Genomic DNA, 18,372 nt, shown 5'->3' on the forward strand with positions numbered 1-18,372 from the left:
GCCGGCGACGACCCGTCCTGCCGCCACGCTCACCTTCCGTCCTCGTTGCCGTCCGGGTGGCCCGGGTGCCGGCGCAGATAGTCGCTGAGCTCGTCGAGTTCGGCGCGCACCTGGTCGATACGGGCGGGCGCGGGGCGCTGCTGCGGCGGGGGCGGTGGTACGGGGGCGGCGGGCGCCGCCACCACGGGCGTCTGTGGGAGCGTGGCCGCGTACGGCGACGGGGGCTGCGGGTAGCCGTAGCCCATGCCCGGCGCCGGGGGCATCGCATAGCCGGTGGGGTACGGCCCGAAGTGGCGTATGTCCGCGTACAGGTAGTAGCCGGCGCAGGCTGCGGCGTTAAGGAGCAGAATGATCATGCCGGCATTGCCGTTGGGTGTGCTGAAGTCGTCGGTGTGGTCGGTGCTCAGGAAGGCGAAGCTGATGCCGAGGACCACCAACGAGGCCGCGAAGATCCACCAGTCGGTGGCCTTGCGGGTCACGATCGCCGCGCGGAGCGTCGCCACCCATGCCAGGAATCCGATGCTGAGCAGCGCCACCGCCACGAAGACCACGCGCAGCAGGACCAGCACCCCGGTCGAGGGTCGACGGGGCGGAGGCGCGGCGTAGCCGTGGCCCTGCATGGCTGCTCCTGGAGGCCTGATGGGGACGAACATGAGTACCGGCACAAGTACTGAGTCCGAGCGTATAGGCCGACAAGGACAACGCGTCCCGGGTTGTACCGAACCGTTGTAGCGCTGGTCACGTCCCACGATCGGGAACGTATCGGTCCGGTCGGTCCGGTCAGTCCGGTGCGACCGTCCCGTCCGTCAGCCCGTCGTACATCCCGCGCACGAGTTGCTCTCCGAGGCGGCCCGCGTGCCGCAGGGCGCGTTCGAAGTCGTCGAGGGCGCGGAAGCGTTCGCCGTAGCGCCGTTGTTCGTCCAAAGGCAGGCGGGGGAGTTGGAGGCGGCGCACGTCGAGGCGGGTGGCGGTGGACGCGTAGCTGCTGGCCTGGCGGTTGTTGGCGGTGCCGCGCAGGAAGCCGGCGAGGAACCAGGGGTCGAGCGCCGTGGGATCGGGGCGCAGCAGGACGAGGTTGCGCCCCAGGGCGGCGCCCGCGGTCGCGTCGTCGATCACGCGCGCCACCGAGCCGCCCCCGAGCACCGGCACGACGACGTCGCCCGGCTGCGTCAGCACCGCGTCCTCGTCGCTCTCGGGCAGGGCGCCGGAGGGGGCGGTCTGGGCGAAGACGTCGTGGTCGGTGAGGACGGGCACGCGCGCGTGGCCGCCGTTACCGCCGGTGCGCAGCACCAGGGCGCCCCCGCGGGCGAGTTCGCCGACGGTGGTGAACGGCCAGCGAGGCGCGGGCTGCGCGTGGTCCGCGGGCGGCGGCGTGAGCTCGGCGGTCAGCCGCAGGGTCTCGCCGAGGCGTTCGCGTACGGCGGTGAGCGCGCCGGCGCCGTCGGCCGCGGCCGGGGGCGGCAGATGGCGGGCCGGAGCGAGGTCGACGTCGTCGTCGAGGAGGTCGATGACGGGGAGGGAGCGGGCCAGGCCCGGGCGTTCGTCGAGCGTTCCGGCGCGGTCGAAGGCGCCCCAGGCGTCGAGCACGGCCTCGCGCACGGCCCGCCAGTCGGGCCCGCCGCGTCCCTCGGTGGCGTACTGCCCGGTGTCGGCGAGCAGCACCTCGGGCTGCGCGGGCGCCTTGTCGGGGCGGCGCAGCACCCACAGGTGGAGCGGGATGTTGTACGGGGGTGCCGCGCCGAGGGGCAGGGCGACGACGGCGCGCAGTGCGCCGCGGCGCAGCAGGTCGGCGCGGATACGGCGGCCGGAGCGGCGGGAGGCGGCGGCGGGCGGCATCAGCAGGACGGCGGTGCCGCCGTCGCGGAGGCGGGCGAGGGCGTGCTGGGCCCAGGCCAGCTCGGATTCGTTGCGGGCGGGGAAGCCGTACTCCCAGCGGGGGTCGTAGGCGAGTTCGTCGTGGCCCCAGTTGCGTTCGTTGAACGGCGGGTGGCACAGGACGGCGTCGGCGCGCAGCCCGGGGTAGGCGTCGGCGCGCAGGGTGTCACCCGCGGCGCCGCGCACGGTCGCCGGAGTGTGCAGGGCGAGGCGCAGGGCGGTGAGCGCGGCGAGGTCGGGGGCGCTGTCCTGGGCGTAGAGCTCCTGGTCGGGTCTGGGGGTGACGGCGCGCAGGAGGGCGCCGGTGCCGCAGGCGGGGTCGAGGAGGGTGCGGGCGGTGCCTGCCAGGTCGGCCATGAGGCCGGCGAGTTCGGTGGGGGTGAGCGTGTACTGGCGGGGGTTGGCGTCGAGGTGGCGGCCGAGGAGGAACTCGAAGGTCTGACGGGCTCCTGATGCGGCGGCGAGTTCGGCGACGCCGCGCAGGAGGGGGGCGGAGGGGAGGAGTTGGGGGCCGGAGGGGGCTTGCACGGCGGGTGGTGGGGGGGCGGAGGCAGGGGTGGGGGCGGCGGTGGAGGTGTTCACGGCGAGCGGGGAGTTCACAGGCAGCGGCGAGTTCACAGATAGCGGGGAGTTCACACCCGGCGCCGCGCCTCCGGCCGTTCCGCTGTGAACACCGCGCCCTCGGACCGGCGGACCGAAGCGCGGCGCCAGGACGTCCTCCAGCGCGCCCGTCAACATCGCCGCCAGCCGCTCGTCCGACCCCGCGCTCGCCTCCAGCCAGACGGTCGGGCGGTCGTGGATGAGCAGCAGGGCGCAGCCGGCGTGGATCAACGCCGTGACGGGGCCCTCGGGATGTCCGGCGAGCTGCTGCCAGACACGTTCACGGAGTGGGACCTCGGCGAGTTTGCCCTGCTTGCGCAGCCAGGCCTCGACTTCGGCGAGCGCGAAGGACGGGCTCGTCTCGGTGCCGCCGACGGGCTTGGGGAAGTCGGCGTGGCGGCGGCGCCAGTTGCTGACGGCGGCGCGGCCGACGCCGGCCAGCCGTGCGATCCCGGCGGCGGTCACCTCTGTCGCGTTGTCCTGCACCCGCCGGCTCCCCTCGTTGTCGCAGTGTGACGTCGAGCATACCGACGCACGCAAGATCCATGCATTCACGGTCGTGTACGCGACCGACTCTGTGAACCGTGTTGACTCGGTTCACAGCCTCTGCTCTTATTGACCCAGCGAACACCGTGAACGGCAGCAGCCGGGCAACGGCAGTTCGCCACATCCGAACGTCCGAGGGGGGACATCGTCATGGGCATGAAGGGCAAGCTCACGCTGGGCGCCGTCGTGGGGGTCGTGGTCATCGGCGTCGTATCGGCGCACGCAGGTGACAAGGGAAGCGGCTCCGCCTCCGACTCCGGCAAGAACTCCTCGGCCTCCGCGCAGCACGGCTCCGGCAGCGGGAAGGCGCAGGCTGCCGAGAAGAAGGCCGCGTTCGCGGGCGACGGTGACTTCCGGGTCGGCTCGGACGTCAAGCCCGGCACCTACCGCACCACCGGCAACACCGACGGCATGTGTTACTGGGAGCGCGCCAAGGACGCCAAGGGCGAGATGGACTCGATCCTGGCCAACGACAATGTGAGCGGCACCAGTTACGTCACCGTCAAGGCCACGGACAAGCTCTTCAAGTCGAACGGCTGCAAGGACTGGGAGGCCGTCGACGCCAAGGCGAAGGGCACGCCCGCCGCCAGGATGGCCGGTGACGGCGGGATGTTCAGGGTCGGCTCCGACATCGCCGCCGGCACCTACCGGTCCACCGGCAACAAGGACGACTCCTGCTACTGGGAGCGGACCAAGGACGCCGACCACTCGCTCCACTCGATCATCGCGAACAACAACGTGACCGGCACGGCCGTCGTCACCATCAGCCCACGCGACGCCTACTTCAAGACCACCGGCTGCGGTGACTGGAAGAAGGCGGCCTGACCCTGCCCCGACCTGGGGTTCGGCCCTCCCGCCTGCACGCTTACCATTACCGCTCGCCGCTCACCGAGCCGTTCCACCGGCTTCCACGGGCGGCCCCACTCCCCACGCCCCGGGCCGCCTCAGGCCCTTGCACGGCATGCCGTGCGCTCCCCCCGTCAACACCATCCTTTGAAGGACTGTCATGCGTCTCTCGCCTCGTGTCGCCACCCTGCTCGCCGTCGCGGCACTCCCCTTGGCCCTCACCGCCTGCTCGTCCGGTTCCTCCTCCGACCAGGGGGGCACGGCCTCCTCCGACAAGGCGGCTGCGGCCAAGGCGAAGGACCCCGAGGCCTCTCTGCCCACCGGTACGCAGCTGAAGAAGGCGCTGGCGCCCGCGTCGGCCTTCCCCGCCGGGCTCACCATCGAGGCCGACGGCTCCTCGGACACCGGCGACACCCTCCTCCCGCCGTCCGCCAAGAAGAGCGCGAAGCCGGACTGCACCAGGCTGGAAGGCACGTCCTGGATCCAGGTGAGCGGCTACAAGGGGGGCGTGTCGTTCGCGCAGAACGACTACGCGAGCAAGGACAAGACGCAGGAGGTCGCCCAGGAGATCGACACCTTCCAGGGCACCACGGCCGCCGCGGTGATGAAGAGCCTGCAGTCCGTCGCCGCCGAGTGCGCCACGTTCACGGACACCGACGCGCACGCCAAGGTGAAGCTCACCGGCAAGTCCGCCACCGGACTCGGGGACGAGGCCTACACGATGACGCTGACGAGCGGCACCTGGCAGAACGGCACCACGCTGATCGCGGCCCGGTCCGGCAACTCGGTGGTCACCGTGCTGTCCACGGCGGGCAGCGACAACGGCGCCGCGTCCGCGAAGAAGGTGACGAGGACGGTCCTCGCTGCGCTGAAGCAGCAGGCGTAGCCGAGCCCCCGGCCCGTTCCCGTCAGTCGGCGCGGAAGCGGGCCGGTGCCTCGGTCGGGTTGCCGCCGGAGGGGAGTTTCTGCCCCGGGCAGGTCCTGAGGACCTTCTCCATCGCGGCCTTCTCGGCGGCGGTCACCCACAGCCCGTACTTCTTCTTCACCGCGACCTGGGCGGCGACATAGGTGCACCGGTAGGCCTTGTTGGGCGGCACCCAGGTCGCGGTGTCGCCGTCGCCCTTGGCGCGGTTGGCGCTCGCGTCGACGGCGAGGAGGTTGAGCGGGTCGTTGGCGAGGGCTATGCGCTTGCGCGCGTCCCAGTACTTGGCGCCCTTCTGCCAGGCGTCGGAGAGGGCGACCAGATGGTCGATGTCGACGAGGCTGCGGCCGCGCCGGTAGGTCACCTTCTGGCCGGAGTACGGATCCGACTCCAGGACGCCGTACGACACCTTGCACCTGCCGTCGCTGAACTTCACGTCGGACAGGTCCCGTTTGAGGATGTCGTCACGGGTGTCGCAGCTGTTGGAGTCGGTGTCCGCCCAGGCGGCTCCGAACCGGTCCCGGGCGTAACCCGTCTTCGGCGCGCGCCCCTTCACGGTCAGCGACTCGGCGGCCGTGAGGGCCGCGCCCCCGCCGCCGGTCTCCTGCGGTCCGCCGGATCCCGTCTTGGTCTCCGCCTTGCATCCGGCCACGGCGAACACCAGCACCATGGCGGCCGCCGCCCCGCCCCTCAGACGCCTCACGGTGTGCCCTCCCCTTGCTGCGCGATCCGCCCCCCGCACGGGCGGTCTTCTCTCGTACGAATGTCCCGTACGACTGTCCGCACACCGTAGCGAGAGGGCGCACGGAGGCACTCACGAGGTCCAGACCAAAATCAGCCCAAGTGGGCATTTGTCACATATCGGCCGTATCGTCGTTGCTGAGCCATCTCGGGAAGGAGCTCTGGATGGGCATCTTCGACAGGTTCAAGAGCAACCGCCAGATGCAGGACAAGGCCAAGGACATGTCCGACGCGGCGGAACGCAAGGTCAACGAGAGAACGGGCAACAAGTACGAGAACCAGGTCGACGACGCCCAGCAGCGCATCGAGGGGCAACTCGGCATGGATCGCGACAGGCCCGAACAGCCTTAGGGCCACAGAGCAGCCGTCCGCGGAATCCGCCTCCCGCGGACGGCTTCGTATGTCGGTCCGCCCTCCGGCCTCTACGACCCCAGGATCGACGCCAGGAACTCGCCCACCCAGCCCAGCAACTCCCGCCCGACCAGCGGCTTTCCGCCCACCTTCGCCGTCTTCGGACGCGGTACCAGCACCTGGTGGACGGCCGGCTTGATGACGGTCCCCGGGTACAGGCGCTTGACCCTGAGCTCCTGGGACTCCCTCAACTCCACCGGTGCGAAGCGGATGTTGTTGCCCTGCAGGACGATCTCGCCGACCGAGCAGGCGCGGGCGAGCATCCGCAGGCCCGCGACGAGCAGCAGGTTCTCGACCGGTTCGGGCAACTTGCCGTAGCGGTCGACGAGTTCCTCGCGTACGGACTTGATGTCCTCCTCCGTGGTGGCGGAGGCGATGGCACGGTAGGCCTGCAGGCGCAGGCGCTCGCCGGGGGCGTAGTCGTGCGGGACGTGCGCGTCGACCGGGAGCTCGATCTTGACCTCCAGGGGCGGCTCCTCCTCCACCCCGCCCTCCAGGGAGGCCCGGTAGTCCGCGACCGCCTCGCCGACCATGCGGACATACAGGTCGAAGCCGACGCCCGCGATGTGGCCGGACTGTTCGCCGCCGAGGAGGTTGCCCGCGCCGCGGATCTCCAGGTCCTTCATGGCGACGTACATGCCCGCGCCCATCTCCGTGTGCTGGGCGATCGTCGCCAGACGTTCGTGGGCGGTCTCCGTCAGGGGCTTCTCCGGCGGGTACAGGAAGTACGCGTACCCGCGCTCGCGGCCGCGGCCCACCCGGCCGCGCAGCTGGTGCAGCTGGGAGAGGCCGAAGTTGTCGCCGCGCTCCACGATCAGGGTGTTGGCGTTGGAGATGTCGATGCCGGACTCGACGATCGTCGTCGAGACGAGGACGTCGTACTTCTTCTCCCAGAAGTCGACGACGACCTGCTCCAGCGTCGACTCGGACATCTGGCCGTGGGCGGTCGCGATCCGCGCCTCGGGGACGATCTCACGCAGCCGGGAGGCGGCCCGGTCGATGGACTCCACCCGGTTGTGGATGTAGAAGACCTGGCCCTCGCGCAGGAGTTCACGCCGGATCGCCGCGCCGATCTGCTTCTCCTCGTACGGCCCGACGAAGGTCAGGACGGGGTGGCGCTCCTCCGGGGGCGTGGTGATCGTCGACATCTCGCGGATGCCGGTCACGGCCATCTCCAGGGTCCTGGGGATGGGGGTCGCGGACATCGTCAGGACGTCGACGTTGGCGCGCAGCTTCTTCAGCTGTTCCTTGTGCTCGACGCCGAAGCGCTGCTCCTCGTCGACGATGACCAGGCCGAGGTCCTTGAACTTGGTCTCCGAGGAGAACAGGCGGTGGGTGCCGATGACGACATCCACCGAGCCCTCCCGCAGGCCCTCCAGCACGGCCTTCGCCTCGGTGTCCGTCTGGAAGCGGCTGAGCGCCCTTACGTTGACGGGGAATTGGGAGTAGCGCTCGGAGAACGTCCCGAAGTGCTGCTGCACGAGCAGGGTCGTGGGGACGAGGACCGCGACCTGCTTGCCGTCCTGTACGGCCTTGAAGGCGGCCCGTACCGCGATCTCCGTCTTGCCGTAGCCGACGTCGCCGCAGATCAGGCGGTCCATGGGGACCGACTTCTCCATGTCCTCCTTGACCTCGGCGATGGTGGTGAGCTGGTCGGGCGTCTCCGCGTACGGGAAGGCGTCCTCCAGCTCGCGCTGCCAGGGGGTGTCCGGGCCGAATGTGTGGCCGGGGGCCGCCATGCGCGCGCTGTACAGCCTGATGAGGTCGGCCGCGATCTCCTTGACGGCCTTCTTCGCGCGCGCCTTCGTCTTCGTCCAGTCGGCGCCGCCCAGACGGTGCAGGGTGGGGGCCTCCCCGCCGACGTACTTGGTGATCTGCTCCAGCTGATCGGTGGGGATGTACAGGCGGTCGCCGGGCTGGCCGCGCTTGGCGGGGGCGTACTCGACGACCAGGTACTCGCGGGTCGCGCCCTGCACGGTCCGCTGCACCATCTCGATGTAGCGGCCCACGCCGTGCTGCTCGTGGACGATGTAGTCGCCCGCCTCCAGGGTGAGCGGGTCGATGGTCTTGCGGCGGCGGGCCGGCATCCGTGCGCCGTCCTTGCCGGCCGCCTTCTGGCCGGACAGGTCGGTCTCGGTCAGGACGGCGAGCCTGAGCGCCGGGTCGACGAAGCCGTAGTCGATCGAGCCGCAGGACACGTGCACCACGGACGGGGAGATCTCCCCGAGTTCCACGTCGAGGCGGGCCGCGATGCCCTCGCCGCCGAGCACCTCGACCGTGCGGGCCGCGGGGCCGTGGCCCTCGGTGACGAACACCGTGCGCCAGCCCTCGGCGAGCCAGCCCTTGGTGTCGGCGAGGGCCTTGGCGGTGTCGCCGCGGTAGGTCTCGGGGGCGTGCATGCCGAGCTTGAGGGTGTCGGCGTCGAGCTCTTCGTCGGCGGCGAAGGGGGAGACCGACCACCACATCATGTCCAGTTCGCGGGCCCGGTCGCGGACGTCCGCGATGGACCAGAGCGATGCCGCGCCGACGTCGATGGGAGCCTCGCCGCCGCCCGCCGTCGCCGCCCAGGACGCCTGCAGGAACTCCTGGGAGGTCGCGACCAGATCGGCGGCACGCGTGCGTACCCGCTCCGGATCGCATACGACGGCCATGGCGCCCTTGGGCAGCACGTCGATCAGCAGCTCCATGTCGTCCACCAGGACGGGGGCGAGCGACTCCATGCCCTCGACCGCGATGCCCTCGGCGATCTTGCCGAGCAGTTCGCCCAGCTCCGGGTGCTGTTCGGCGAGGGTGCGCGCACGCGTGCGTACGTCGTCCGTGAGCAGGAGTTCACGGCAGGGCGGCGCCCACAGGCCGTGCTCGGCGACCTCGAGGGAGCGCTGGTCGGCGACCTTGAAGTAGCGGATCTCCTCGACGTCGTCGCCCCAGAACTCCACGCGAAGGGGGTGTTCCTCGGTGGGCGGGAAGACGTCCAGGATGCCGCCTCGTACGGCGAACTCGCCGCGCTTCTCCACGAGCTCCACGCGCGCGTACGCGGCGGCGGCGAGGGCTTCCACGACCTCGTTCAGGTCGGCGGTCTGCCCGGTCTTCAGTGCGACCGGTTCCAGGTCGCCGAGGCCCTTGACCTGCGGCTGCAGCACGGACCGTACCGGCGCCACGACGACGGAGACCGGGCCGGTCTCGGGGTCGTCGGGGCGGGGGTGGGCCAGGCGGCGCAGGACGGCGAGGCGGCGGCCGACGGTGTCGCTGCGGGGGCTCAGCCGCTCGTGCGGGAGTGTCTCCCAGGAGGGGTAGTCCACGACGCCGTCCGGCGGCAGCAGCGAGCGCAGGGCGGCGGCCAGGTCCTCGGCCTCGCGTCCTGTCGCCGTCACCGCGAGCACGGGGCGGGCGGTCTCGCGGGCGAGGGCGGCGATCGCGAAGGGGCGGGCGGCCGGGGGGCCGACGAGGTCGATGTGCATGCGGTTGCCGTCTGCGGCCGCCTTGACGGCTTCTGCGAGGGCGGTGTCCTTGACGACGGCGTCGAGCAGACCGTGCAGGGTCATTCGGGGCGGCTTTCGTCCGGGGGGTGGGCAACGCGAAGGGCCCGACGCGGTGACCGGCCGGGGGGTCTCCAGCGTACGACGCGCTCCGCGTGGGCGCCGGGGGCTGTGGACAACGCCGGTTCCCGCTGTGCCCGGCGTTGACGTGACCGTCCCTGGGGGCTGCGCCCCCCAGACCCCGCTATCGGCCTGGACGGCCTCGTCCTCAAACGCCGGACGGGCTGGAAGTGCCCGCCCGGCGCGAGAAAGGAGACCCTGGCTGAAACAAGAAACCGCCCGGTGCCGGTGAGTCCCCCAAGACTCACCGGCACCGGGCGCTCCCCCGCAACCCCCGTGTGCGGTGGCTATTCGGTGGCGATCGCGTTCAGTACGTTCATGCGGCCCGCCCGGAAGGCCGGGATCAGGGCTGCGAACAGGCCCACGAAGGCCGAGCCGAGGAAGACCGCGATCAGGGTGGACCACGGGATCTCGAGGACCTTCAGGCCCTCCAGGGCGAGCAGTTGCTGGGCCGTCGCGCCCCAGCCCATGCCCAGGCCGAGGCCGAGCAGGGCGCCGAACAGGGCGATCACCACGGACTCCATGCGGATCATCCGGCGCAGCTGCCGCCGGGACAGGCCGATCGCCCGCATCAGGCCGATCTCCCTGGTCCGCTCGACCACCGACAGCGCCAGGGTGTTCACGACACCGAGGATCGCGACGATGATCGCGAGGGCCAGCAGGCCGTAGATCATGTTCAGCAGCTGGCCGATCTGGTCCTTGAGCGCCTGCTTGTAGTCGGTCTGGTCGCGCACCTTGTACTGCGGGTAGTCGTGCAGCGCGGACTTCAGCGACTTGTAGGCCGCGTCCTGCTGTCCGTCCTTGGCGGTGGCGAAGACGAGCTGGTCCAGGGGCATCTTGTCGGCGGGGACGTACTTCGCCAGCGTCGCGATCGACGTGTACATCGCCCCCTGGTCGATGACGACGTCGCTGCTGGTGATCGCGCGGACCGTCAGGTCGGCCGTGGAGCCGTCCTTGAAGGCGACCTTGATCTTCGACCCGAGGTGGACCCCGTGAGCCTTGGCGAACTTCTCGTGCACGGACATCGAGTTCGGCAGGTAGGCGTCCTTGAGGTTTCCGGCGACCGTCTTGGTGCGCAGGTCGGTCGCGTACGTCGGGTCGGCAGCCGTGATGGCCGTGTCGTCGAGCGTCTTGCCGTCGGGGGTGGTGAAGTCCGCCTGGTTGCGCCGGTACTCGGTGACCCGCGCCAGGCCGGGCGTGTCCTTCACGGCCTTGACGGCCTGCGGTGTGACCAGCTGGCCGCTGTCGGACTGGATGATGAAGTCCGTGCCGACGGTCTTGTCGAGCTGGTCGGTCGCGGAGGCGACCATGGAGGAGCCGACCACCGAGAGGCAGGCGACCAGGGCGAGGCCGATCATCAGGGCGGCGCCGGTGGCGCCCGTGCGGCGCGGGTTGCGCAGCGCGTTGCGTTCCGCCATCCGTCCGACCGGTCCGAAGGCCCGCAGCAGTACGGCGCCCAGGACGCGCACCACGCCGCCCGCCAGGAGCGGGCCGATGACGACGAACCCGATGAGCGAGAGCACGACGCCGAGGCCCAGCCACAGCGAGCCGTCCTTCGCCTTGTCGACGTTCGCGGCCAGGTAGAGGCCGTAGCCGCCGGCGCCGGTGAGGACCAGGCCCACCAGGGCCCGTACGCGGCCCGCCTTGGCGTCGGCGGGGGCACCGGCGTCGCGCAGTGCGGCCATCGGGGAGACCTTGCCGGCCCGGCGGGCGGGCAGGTAGGCGGCGAGGACGGTGACGACGACGCCGAGCAGGAGACCGACCACCGGAGTCGTCCAGGCGACCGTCAGATCGGCGGTCGACAGATGCATGCCCATCTGGCCCATGAGCTTCATCAGGCCGACCGCGAGGCCGACGCCCGCGCCGACACCGAGAACGGACCCGAAGACACCGAGCAGCAGCGCCTCGGCGAGCACCGACCGGTTGACCTGCTTGCGGCTGGACCCGATGGCCCGCATCAGGCCGATCTCCCGGGTCCGCTGGGCGACCAGCATCGAGAAGGTGTTGATGATCAGGAAGATGCCGACGAGGAAGGCGATCCCGGCGAAGCCGAGCATCGCGTACTTCATGACGTTCATGAAGCTCTCGACGCTCTTCTGGTTGGCGTCGGCGGTCTCCTTGGCGGTCTGCACCTTGTAGGTGGTGCCGAGCGCCGAGAGGACGTTCTTCTTCAGCTGCGGGTCGCTCACGCCGGGCGCGGCCGTGACGTTGACGTTGGTGAAGACGCCGGTCTTCCCGACGAGCGTCTGCTGGGCGGTCCTCGTGTCGAGGTAGAAGATCGCGGCACCGGGGTTGGTGACCTGGAAGTCCGCGATGCCGGAGATCTTCGCGTCGTGCGTGCCGACCGCGCTGATCACGCCGATCTCGTCACCGAGCCCGAGGTGGTGCTTGTCGGCGGTGTCGCGGTCCACCATCACCTGGTCGGGGCCCTTGGGCGCCGTACCGGCGGTGATCTTCATGGTGCGGGCGTCGTTGCCGTTCCAGCTGCCGACGATGGTCGGGGCGCCGCTGGACGGCGACAGGCTGTCCTTCTTGGCGTCGACGACGGTCACGGAGGTGGAGAAGACGGTTCCCTCCGCCGCCTTCACGCCCTGCGCGGCACGCACCTTGGCGACCACGGAGGCCGGCATGACCGGCGGCCGGCCGTTGTCGGAGGTCGTCTCACCGGTGTCCGAGGCGCCCTTGGCGCTCACAGTCACATCGGACGACGTCGCCTGGAACAGCTTGTCGAAAGTGGTGTTCATGGTGTCGGTGAAGACCAGCGTCCCGCAGACGAACGCCACCGACAGCAGCACGGCGATCGCGGAGAGGGCCATGCGCCCCTTGTGCGCGAAGAAGTTGCGCATCGAAGTCTTGAGCACGGTCATGACGTGCGCCCCCGGGCGTCGAAGTCCTTCATACGGTCGAGGACGGCGTCCGCGGTCGGCTTGTACATCTCGTCGACGATCCGGCCGTCGGCGAGATACAGCACCCGGTCCGCGTACGAGGCCGCAACCGGGTCGTGCGTGACCATCACGATGGTCTGCCCGAGCTCGTCGACCGACCTGCGCAGGAAGCCCAGCACCTCCGCTCCCGCACGGGAGTCGAGGTTTCCGGTCGGCTCGTCACCGAAGATGATCTCGGGCCGCGCGGCCAGCGCCCGGGCCACGGCCACGCGCTGCTGCTGGCCGCCGGAGAGCTGGGTGGGCCGGTGCTTGAGCCGGTCGCTCAGCCCCACGGTGTCCACGACCCGCGCCAGCCACTGCTTGTCGGGCCTGCGCCCGGCGATGTCCATGGGCAGCGTGATGTTCTCGAGCGCGTTCAGCGTCGGCAGCAGGTTGAACGCCTGGAAGATGAACCCGATCCGGTCCCGGCGCAGCTGGGTGAGCTTCTTGTCCTTGAGCCCGGTGATCTCGGTCTCGTCGAGGTAGATCTGCCCCGAGGAGACGGTGTCGAGCCCGGCCAGGCAGTGCATGAGCGTGGACTTGCCGGAGCCCGAGGGGCCCATGATCGCGGTGAACTGTCCGCGGGCGATGTCGACGTCCACGTGGTCGAGGGCGACGACACGGGTCTCGCCGGCCCCGTACGCCTTCACGACCTGCCGCGCCCGCGCGGCTACGGCCGTACGCCCTCCAGTGCCCCCGTGCCTGGGAATGGTCACGGCCGAAGTCATGGTAAATCTCCTATGTCGGTTACGAAGTTGACGCACGAGTGCTGCGTCGGACCGGTCCTGCCGGAAGTGCTGTGCTGGTTACGCGGATGAGTCTGGCCTCGCGGAGGGGCCCGGCGCGCTGGTGCCCGGCACCCTCTTGTACTGGGGAAAACCCCACCCCCGCCGGTTCGGTCAACCACCCCTCCCCGGCGCCCCAGCGACGTAAAACCAGGTTAAGGACGCCCCCGGCCCCGCTCCTCCTCCGGCGGTACGAACCCTCCCCGGGCCGTAGTACGGAGGAACCCCTAGGGGCAGTCCACCGACAGGTGGAGACGTTCTCGGGGTTGTGGTCCACCCTGCGGCCCAGTCAGCATCCACCCTCCCGTCGCGTCAGGGTCAAGTGGGAAGCTGTCCGCGGCGGATAGATGCAAGGGGAAGGAATCCTGTGGACCAGGGGGACACCGGGATACGGACGGCCGCGGCGGAGCGCACGCAGGACACGCACAGACGCGGCGCCGTCGTCGCCGCGCTCATGCTGGCCATGGCGCTCGCCGCCCTCGACTCCACCATCGTCTCTACCGCCGTCCCGCAGATCGTCGGTGACCTGGGCGGTTTCTCGGTCTTCTCCTGGCTGTTCTCCGGCTATCTGCTCGCCGTGACGGTGACGCTTCCGGTGTACGGCAAGCTGTCGGACACCTTCGGCCGCAAGCCGGTCCTGATCGCGGGCGCGTCGGTGTTCCTGGCCGGTTCGCTGCTGTGCGCGGTGGCCTGGAACATGGGCGCGCTGATCGCGTTCCGCATCCTCCAGGGCCTGGGCGGCGGAGCGCTCCAGGGCACGGTGCAGACGCTCGCCGCAGACCTCTACCCGCTCAAGGACCGCCCGAAGATCCAGTCCAAGCTGTCCACGGTGTGGGCGGTGTCGGCGGTGGCCGGACCCGGCGTGGGCGGTGTCCTGGCCGCATACGCCGACTGGCGCTGGATCTTCCTGGTCAACCTCCCCATCGGCGCGCTGGCGTTGTGGCTGGTCGTCCGTCATCTGCACGAGCCGCAGCGCAGGCCCGCCGAGCGTTCCCGTATCGACTGGGCGGGTGCGCTGGCGGTGTTCGCGTGCGGGGGCGTCCTGCTGACGGCCCTGGTGCAGGGCGGGGTGGCCTGGCCGTGGCTGTCGGGGCCGTCAACGGCCTTGTTCGGTACGGGACTTGCGCTGGCCGGGGTGGTGGTCCTGGTCGAACGCCGGGCGGCCGAGCCGATCATCCCCGGCTGGGTGTGGCGGCGCCGTACGATCGCGGCCGTCAATCTCGCCCTGGGTGCGCTGGGGCTGCTGATGGTGGCGCCGAGCGTGTTCCTGCCGACGTACGCGCAGTCCGTCCTGGGTCTGGCCCCGGTGGCGGCCGGCTTCGTGCTGTCCGTCTGGACGCTGAGCTGGCCGGTCTCGGCGGCGCTGAGCCAGCACGTGTACCGGCGGATCGGCTTCCGCAACACCGCGATGCTCGGCATCGGGACGGCGGCGCTGATCCTGTTCGCGTTCCCGTTCCTGCCCTACCCGGGCCGGGCCTGGCAGCCGGCCCTGCTGATGCTGCTGCTCGGCGCGGCCCTGGGCCTGTTCCAGCTCCCGCTGATCGTGGGCGTGCAGTCGACGGTGGGGTGGGCGGAGCGCGGCACGACCACGGCGTCGGTGCTGTTCTGCCGCCAGACCGGCCAGACGATCGGGGCATCGGTGTTCGGCGCGGTGGCCAACGGGGTGCTCGCCTCGCGGCTGGGCGGGGCGGGCGACCTGGACTCGGTGACCCGGGGCCTGGACGGGGGTGCGGTGCCTCAGGCCACACGGCGGGCGGTCGCGGACGCGGTGCACGCGGTGTATCTGGGCGCCGGGTGCGCGGCCGCCGCGGCCTTCCTGGTGCTGCTGTTCCTTGCCCCGCGCCGCTTCCCGGTGCTCAAGGACTGACGTGCGCGGCGGGGGCATATGTCACTCCCAGAGGCGCAAAAGTCCGAGTTAACGCGGGTAACGTCGCAGGTCAGCATAGTAAGCGCATACCGACCGGCCAGTTTGGTGAAAACGCCGCGAGGCCGGAAAGCGGCGAGTAGCGTGCGTGGCTCCGCACCGCCCCCCAACCTCCCTGCGGTCCCCCGCACAGGACCCGAGCCACGCAAGGAGCACCGGGATGTCCTACGACCGGTCCCCGTCGTACCCGTACCGCCATGCACCGCAGAACACGTCCCTGCCGTACGAGGCCACCTATCCGTGGATGCCGCCCACCCCGCCCGAACCGGCCAGAAGGCGCCGCCCGCCTCAGGCCCCTCTCGGCCACCACAGCGATCTGCGGATCCTGCGCAGCGCGCACCGCTGGCAGCGGCGCACCGCCACCCTCACCGCACTCGGCTACTTCACCCTGTTCCTGATCCTGTCGGCGTTCGCCCCGTCGTTCATGACGACCACCGTCACCGACGGACTGCCCACCGGGCTGCTGCTCGCCCTGCTCCAGATACCCGTCACCTGGCTGGCGATCGCGCTGTACGAGCACACGGCCCGCCGCTACGTCGACCCGATCGCGGAGCGCATCCGCAAGCAGGCCGAGCTGGACGCCAAGCGGGAGGCGGCACGATGACCACCGGGTTCAGCGGAAACGCCCAGGCCATGTCCCTCGTCGCCTTCTCCACCGTCGCCGCGATCACCCTGCTGCTGTGCGTGATGACCGGCCCGGACGGCGACGACCTCGACGAGTTCTACACCGGCTACGGCTCCCTCTCCCCCATGCGCAACGGCCTCGCGATCGCCGGCGACTACATCTCCGCGGCGAGCGTGCTCGGCACGGGCGGCGTGATCGCCCTGTGCGGTTACGACGGGATCGCACTCGCCCTGAGCACCGCGCTGTCGCTGATGCTGCTGATGTTCCTGCTGGCCGAACCCCTGCGCAACGCGGGCCGGTTCACCATGGGGGACGCGCTGGCCCGCCGTATGCCGGGCCGCGGAGTGCGTATCACCGCCTGCGTGGTCACCATCGCCGCACTGCTGCCGCTGATGCTGGTCCAACTGGCGGGCACCGGGCAGCTGTTGGCGTTCATCCTCGGCTTCTCCGGCGACTCGCTGAAGACCGGCTGCATCATCGGGCTCGGCGTCCTGATGATCAGCTACGCGGCGATCGGCGGCATGAAGGGCACCGCCCTCATCCAGATCGTGAAGATCGTGATGCTGCTCGGCTCGGGCGCCGTGGTCGCCCTGCTGGTACTGCAGCGCTTCGACTGGGACCCGGGAGCGCTGTTCAACGCCGCGGCCGCGCAGAGCGGGGTCGGCTCCGCCTTCCTGCACTCCGGCGTCGAGTTCGCGGGCAGCTCCAACCCCCGCCTGGACATGATCACTTCGGAGCTCACGGTGGTCCTCGGCGGCGCCTGTCTGCCGCACGTCACCATGCGCATGTACACCGCGCGCAGCGCCCGCCAGGTACGGCGCTCGATGTCGTGGGCGGTGTCGTCGGTGGTGCTGTTCGTGCTCATCATGACGGTCGTCGGGTTCGGCGCGACGGCGCTGATCGGACGGGCGGTGATCGCGCAGGCCGACCCGCAGGGCAACACGGCCTATCTGCTCGGCTCGCGGGCGGCCTTCGGCGCGAACGTGTCGGCGGGGGAGACGTTCCTGTTCACCACCGTCACCACGGCGATCTTCCTGACCCTGCTCGCCTCGGTCGCCGGGATGATCCTCGCCTGCGCCAACTCCCTCGCCCACGACGTCTTCGCCACCCGGGTGCAGGAGCTGTCGGAGCGCCGAGAGATGCTGCTGGCCCGCGTCTCCGCCCTCGCGGTGGGCATCCCGGCGATCCTGCTGGCCACCCTGGTCCAGCACCACAGCCTGCAGCCCCTGGTGACCCTGTCCTTCTGCCTGGGCGCCTCCGCGATCGCCCCCGCCCTGGTCTACAGCCTCTTCTGGCGCCGCTACACCCGTATGGGCCTGCTGTGCACGCTGATCGGCGGAACGCTCGCGGTCCTGCTGATCATGCCGGGCACCAACCTGGTCTCCGGCTCCCCCACCGCCGCCTTCCCCCACTCCGACTTCAACTGGTTCCCGTTCACGACCACCGGCCTGGTGACGATCCCCCTGGGCTTCGCCTTCGGCTGGCTCGGCACGGTGGTCTCCGGCCGGCAGGCGTCGGAGGAACAGCGACGCGAGTACGAGGCCGTGGAGGGGTGGATCCTGGCAGGGGCGGTACGCAGAAGCGGGTGACGGCCCGCGGCACATGGGCGGCGCCGACGGTGGTCGGCGGGACGGAGGCGCGGCCTGTGCCGGGCGCCTCCGTCCCGCCCGTCACTCCCCCGACGCCGAACCCGTCAACGCCGTAAGACTGTTGCGTACGTTGTCCATCTGCACCTGCATCTCGTCCGACTGCTCGCTGTGCTGCCGCAGCACCTGCTCCGTCTCCCGGGCGATCTGCTCCTCCTGCCGGCGGGCCGCCGCGAGGATCTCCGCGGCGCGCGCGTTCGCCTCCTCCTGGCAGCGGTGGGCGTACTCCTCCGCCTCCATGAACTCCCGCCTCGCCTCGGACAGCTCGGCCTCCGCCCGGGCCAGCCGCCCGGCCTCCCGGGCATCGATCGCCGCCGCACGCTCGGCCTCGTCCCGCTCCACCTCGTCCCACCGCTCGGCGAACTCCTTGGCCTGCTCGGCGAGTTTCACGGTGGCACGCTGCCGTGCCTCCCTGAGCAGGGACAGCACCTCGCCCCGGCCCTCCTTCAGCGCCTGCCGGGCACCGATGCGGATCTCGTCGGCCTCGGCACGCGCCACGAGCAGCCGCTGACCGGCGTGTTCCTCGGCGTCGGCGAGTACGGACTCGGCGTGCGCCTGGGCGGCGTCGAGCACGCCGCTCGCATGCGCCTGGGCGGCCTCCACCAGGCGCTGCGCCTCCTGCCGGGCCCGCTCCCTTACGGCCGCGGCCTCCTCCTGCACATGCCGGAAGAGGTCCCGGGCACCCTCCCCGAGCGCCTCGTAGGTCTGCGGGGACAGCTTCGACACGGTCTCCTGCAGCAGCGCGGCCTCCGCCTCCATGTCCTTGGCGAGGACGGTGAGCCGGGCCGCCCGCTCCCAGGCGGCGTCCCGGTCCAGGGAGAGCGCCTCGGCGAACACTTCGACCTGTTCAGGGCAGTAACCGCGCCCCCGTACGGCCCCGAAGCCATGGGGCGAGATCGGTGTGCTGCTCATCCTGGAACCCCTCTCCGCC

General features: G+C 70.8%; 13 protein-coding genes. 6 read left to right on the forward strand and 7 right to left on the reverse strand.

The window, feature by feature from the left end:
- Positions 1-29: 29 nt before the first annotated feature.
- Both ABD355_RS21630 and ABD355_RS21635 read right to left on the reverse strand, forming a co-directional pair.
- Positions 30-620 carry a hypothetical protein gene (locus ABD355_RS21630; RefSeq protein WP_344402165.1) on the reverse strand — a complete coding sequence of 197 codons (591 nt, stop codon included), beginning with the start codon at positions 618-620 and terminating at the stop codon, positions 30-32.
- Positions 621-780: 160 nt separating this feature from the next.
- Positions 781-2,961: an N-6 DNA methylase gene (locus ABD355_RS21635; protein ID WP_344402166.1), complete on the reverse strand. Its 2,181-nt coding sequence runs from the start codon at positions 2,959-2,961 to the stop codon at positions 781-783.
- Between the two features lie 210 nt (positions 2,962-3,171).
- Between ABD355_RS21635 and ABD355_RS21640 the strand changes: the two genes are divergently transcribed.
- Together ABD355_RS21640 and ABD355_RS21645 are read left to right on the forward strand one after the other, a co-directional pair.
- Positions 3,172-3,846, forward strand: coding sequence for an Rv1352/Rv1906c domain-containing protein (locus ABD355_RS21640; protein ID WP_344402167.1), 675 nt, complete (start codon positions 3,172-3,174; stop codon positions 3,844-3,846).
- 181 nt (positions 3,847-4,027) lie between these two features.
- Complete coding sequence (locus ABD355_RS21645) at positions 4,028-4,753, forward strand: hypothetical protein (protein WP_344402168.1); 726 nt, start codon at positions 4,028-4,030, stop codon at positions 4,751-4,753.
- A gap of 22 nt (positions 4,754-4,775) precedes the next feature.
- On the opposite strand, the gene ABD355_RS21650 is transcribed toward ABD355_RS21645, so the two are convergent.
- The gene (locus ABD355_RS21650; protein ID WP_425585778.1) at positions 4,776-5,459 is read right to left on the reverse strand and encodes an HNH endonuclease family protein; all 684 of its coding nucleotides are present in this window, start codon (positions 5,457-5,459) and stop codon (positions 4,776-4,778) included.
- A gap of 236 nt (positions 5,460-5,695) precedes the next feature.
- Here ABD355_RS21650 and ABD355_RS21655 point away from each other — a divergent pair, with 236 nt between their 5' ends.
- Positions 5,696-5,881 carry an antitoxin gene (locus ABD355_RS21655; protein WP_030941834.1) on the forward strand — a complete coding sequence of 62 codons (186 nt, stop codon included), beginning with the start codon at positions 5,696-5,698 and terminating at the stop codon, positions 5,879-5,881.
- Between the two features lie 71 nt (positions 5,882-5,952).
- Here the strand turns inward: ABD355_RS21655 and mfd are convergent, their stop codons facing one another.
- The 3 genes from mfd to ABD355_RS21670 all read right to left on the reverse strand — a co-directional run bounded on the left by mfd (position 5,953) and on the right by ABD355_RS21670 (position 13,189).
- Entirely contained in the window at positions 5,953-9,483 is a 3,531-nt protein-coding gene (gene mfd, locus ABD355_RS21660; RefSeq protein WP_344402171.1) for a transcription-repair coupling factor, read from the reverse strand.
- A 341-nt stretch (positions 9,484-9,824) separates the two neighbouring features.
- On the reverse strand, positions 9,825-12,404 hold the full coding sequence (locus tag ABD355_RS21665) for an ABC transporter permease (protein WP_344402172.1): 2,580 nt from the start codon (positions 12,402-12,404) through the stop codon (positions 9,825-9,827).
- Positions 12,401-13,189 (reverse strand): ABC transporter ATP-binding protein, encoded by a 789-nt coding sequence (locus tag ABD355_RS21670; protein WP_344402173.1) that lies wholly within the window; start codon positions 13,187-13,189, stop codon positions 12,401-12,403. Before ABD355_RS21670 ends, ABD355_RS21665 begins: the two co-directional genes overlap by 4 nt.
- A 424-nt stretch (positions 13,190-13,613) precedes the next feature.
- Here ABD355_RS21670 and ABD355_RS21675 point away from each other — a divergent pair, with 424 nt between their 5' ends.
- The 3 genes from ABD355_RS21675 (at position 13,614) to ABD355_RS21685 (ending at position 17,384) form a co-directional block, all read left to right on the forward strand.
- Entirely contained in the window at positions 13,614-15,113 is a 1,500-nt protein-coding gene (locus ABD355_RS21675) for an MFS transporter (RefSeq protein ID WP_344402174.1), read from the forward strand.
- 217 nt (positions 15,114-15,330) lie between these two features.
- Complete coding sequence (locus ABD355_RS21680) at positions 15,331-15,774, forward strand: DUF485 domain-containing protein (RefSeq protein ID WP_344402175.1); 444 nt, start codon at positions 15,331-15,333, stop codon at positions 15,772-15,774.
- The gene (locus tag ABD355_RS21685) at positions 15,771-17,384 is read left to right on the forward strand and encodes a sodium/solute symporter (protein WP_344402176.1); all 1,614 of its coding nucleotides are present in this window, start codon (positions 15,771-15,773) and stop codon (positions 17,382-17,384) included. The genes ABD355_RS21680 and ABD355_RS21685 overlap by 4 nt, the downstream gene beginning before the upstream one ends.
- Positions 17,385-17,465: 81 nt before the next feature.
- Here ABD355_RS21685 and ABD355_RS21690 read toward each other — a convergent pair whose 3' ends face one another.
- Entirely contained in the window at positions 17,466-18,353 is an 888-nt protein-coding gene (locus tag ABD355_RS21690; RefSeq protein ID WP_344402177.1) for a coiled-coil domain-containing protein, read from the reverse strand.
- Positions 18,354-18,372 lie beyond the last annotated feature (19 nt).

The organism is Streptomyces longisporus (assembly GCF_039532765.1).
GTDB classification, from domain to species: domain Bacteria; phylum Actinomycetota; class Actinomycetes; order Streptomycetales; family Streptomycetaceae; genus Streptomyces; species Streptomyces longisporus.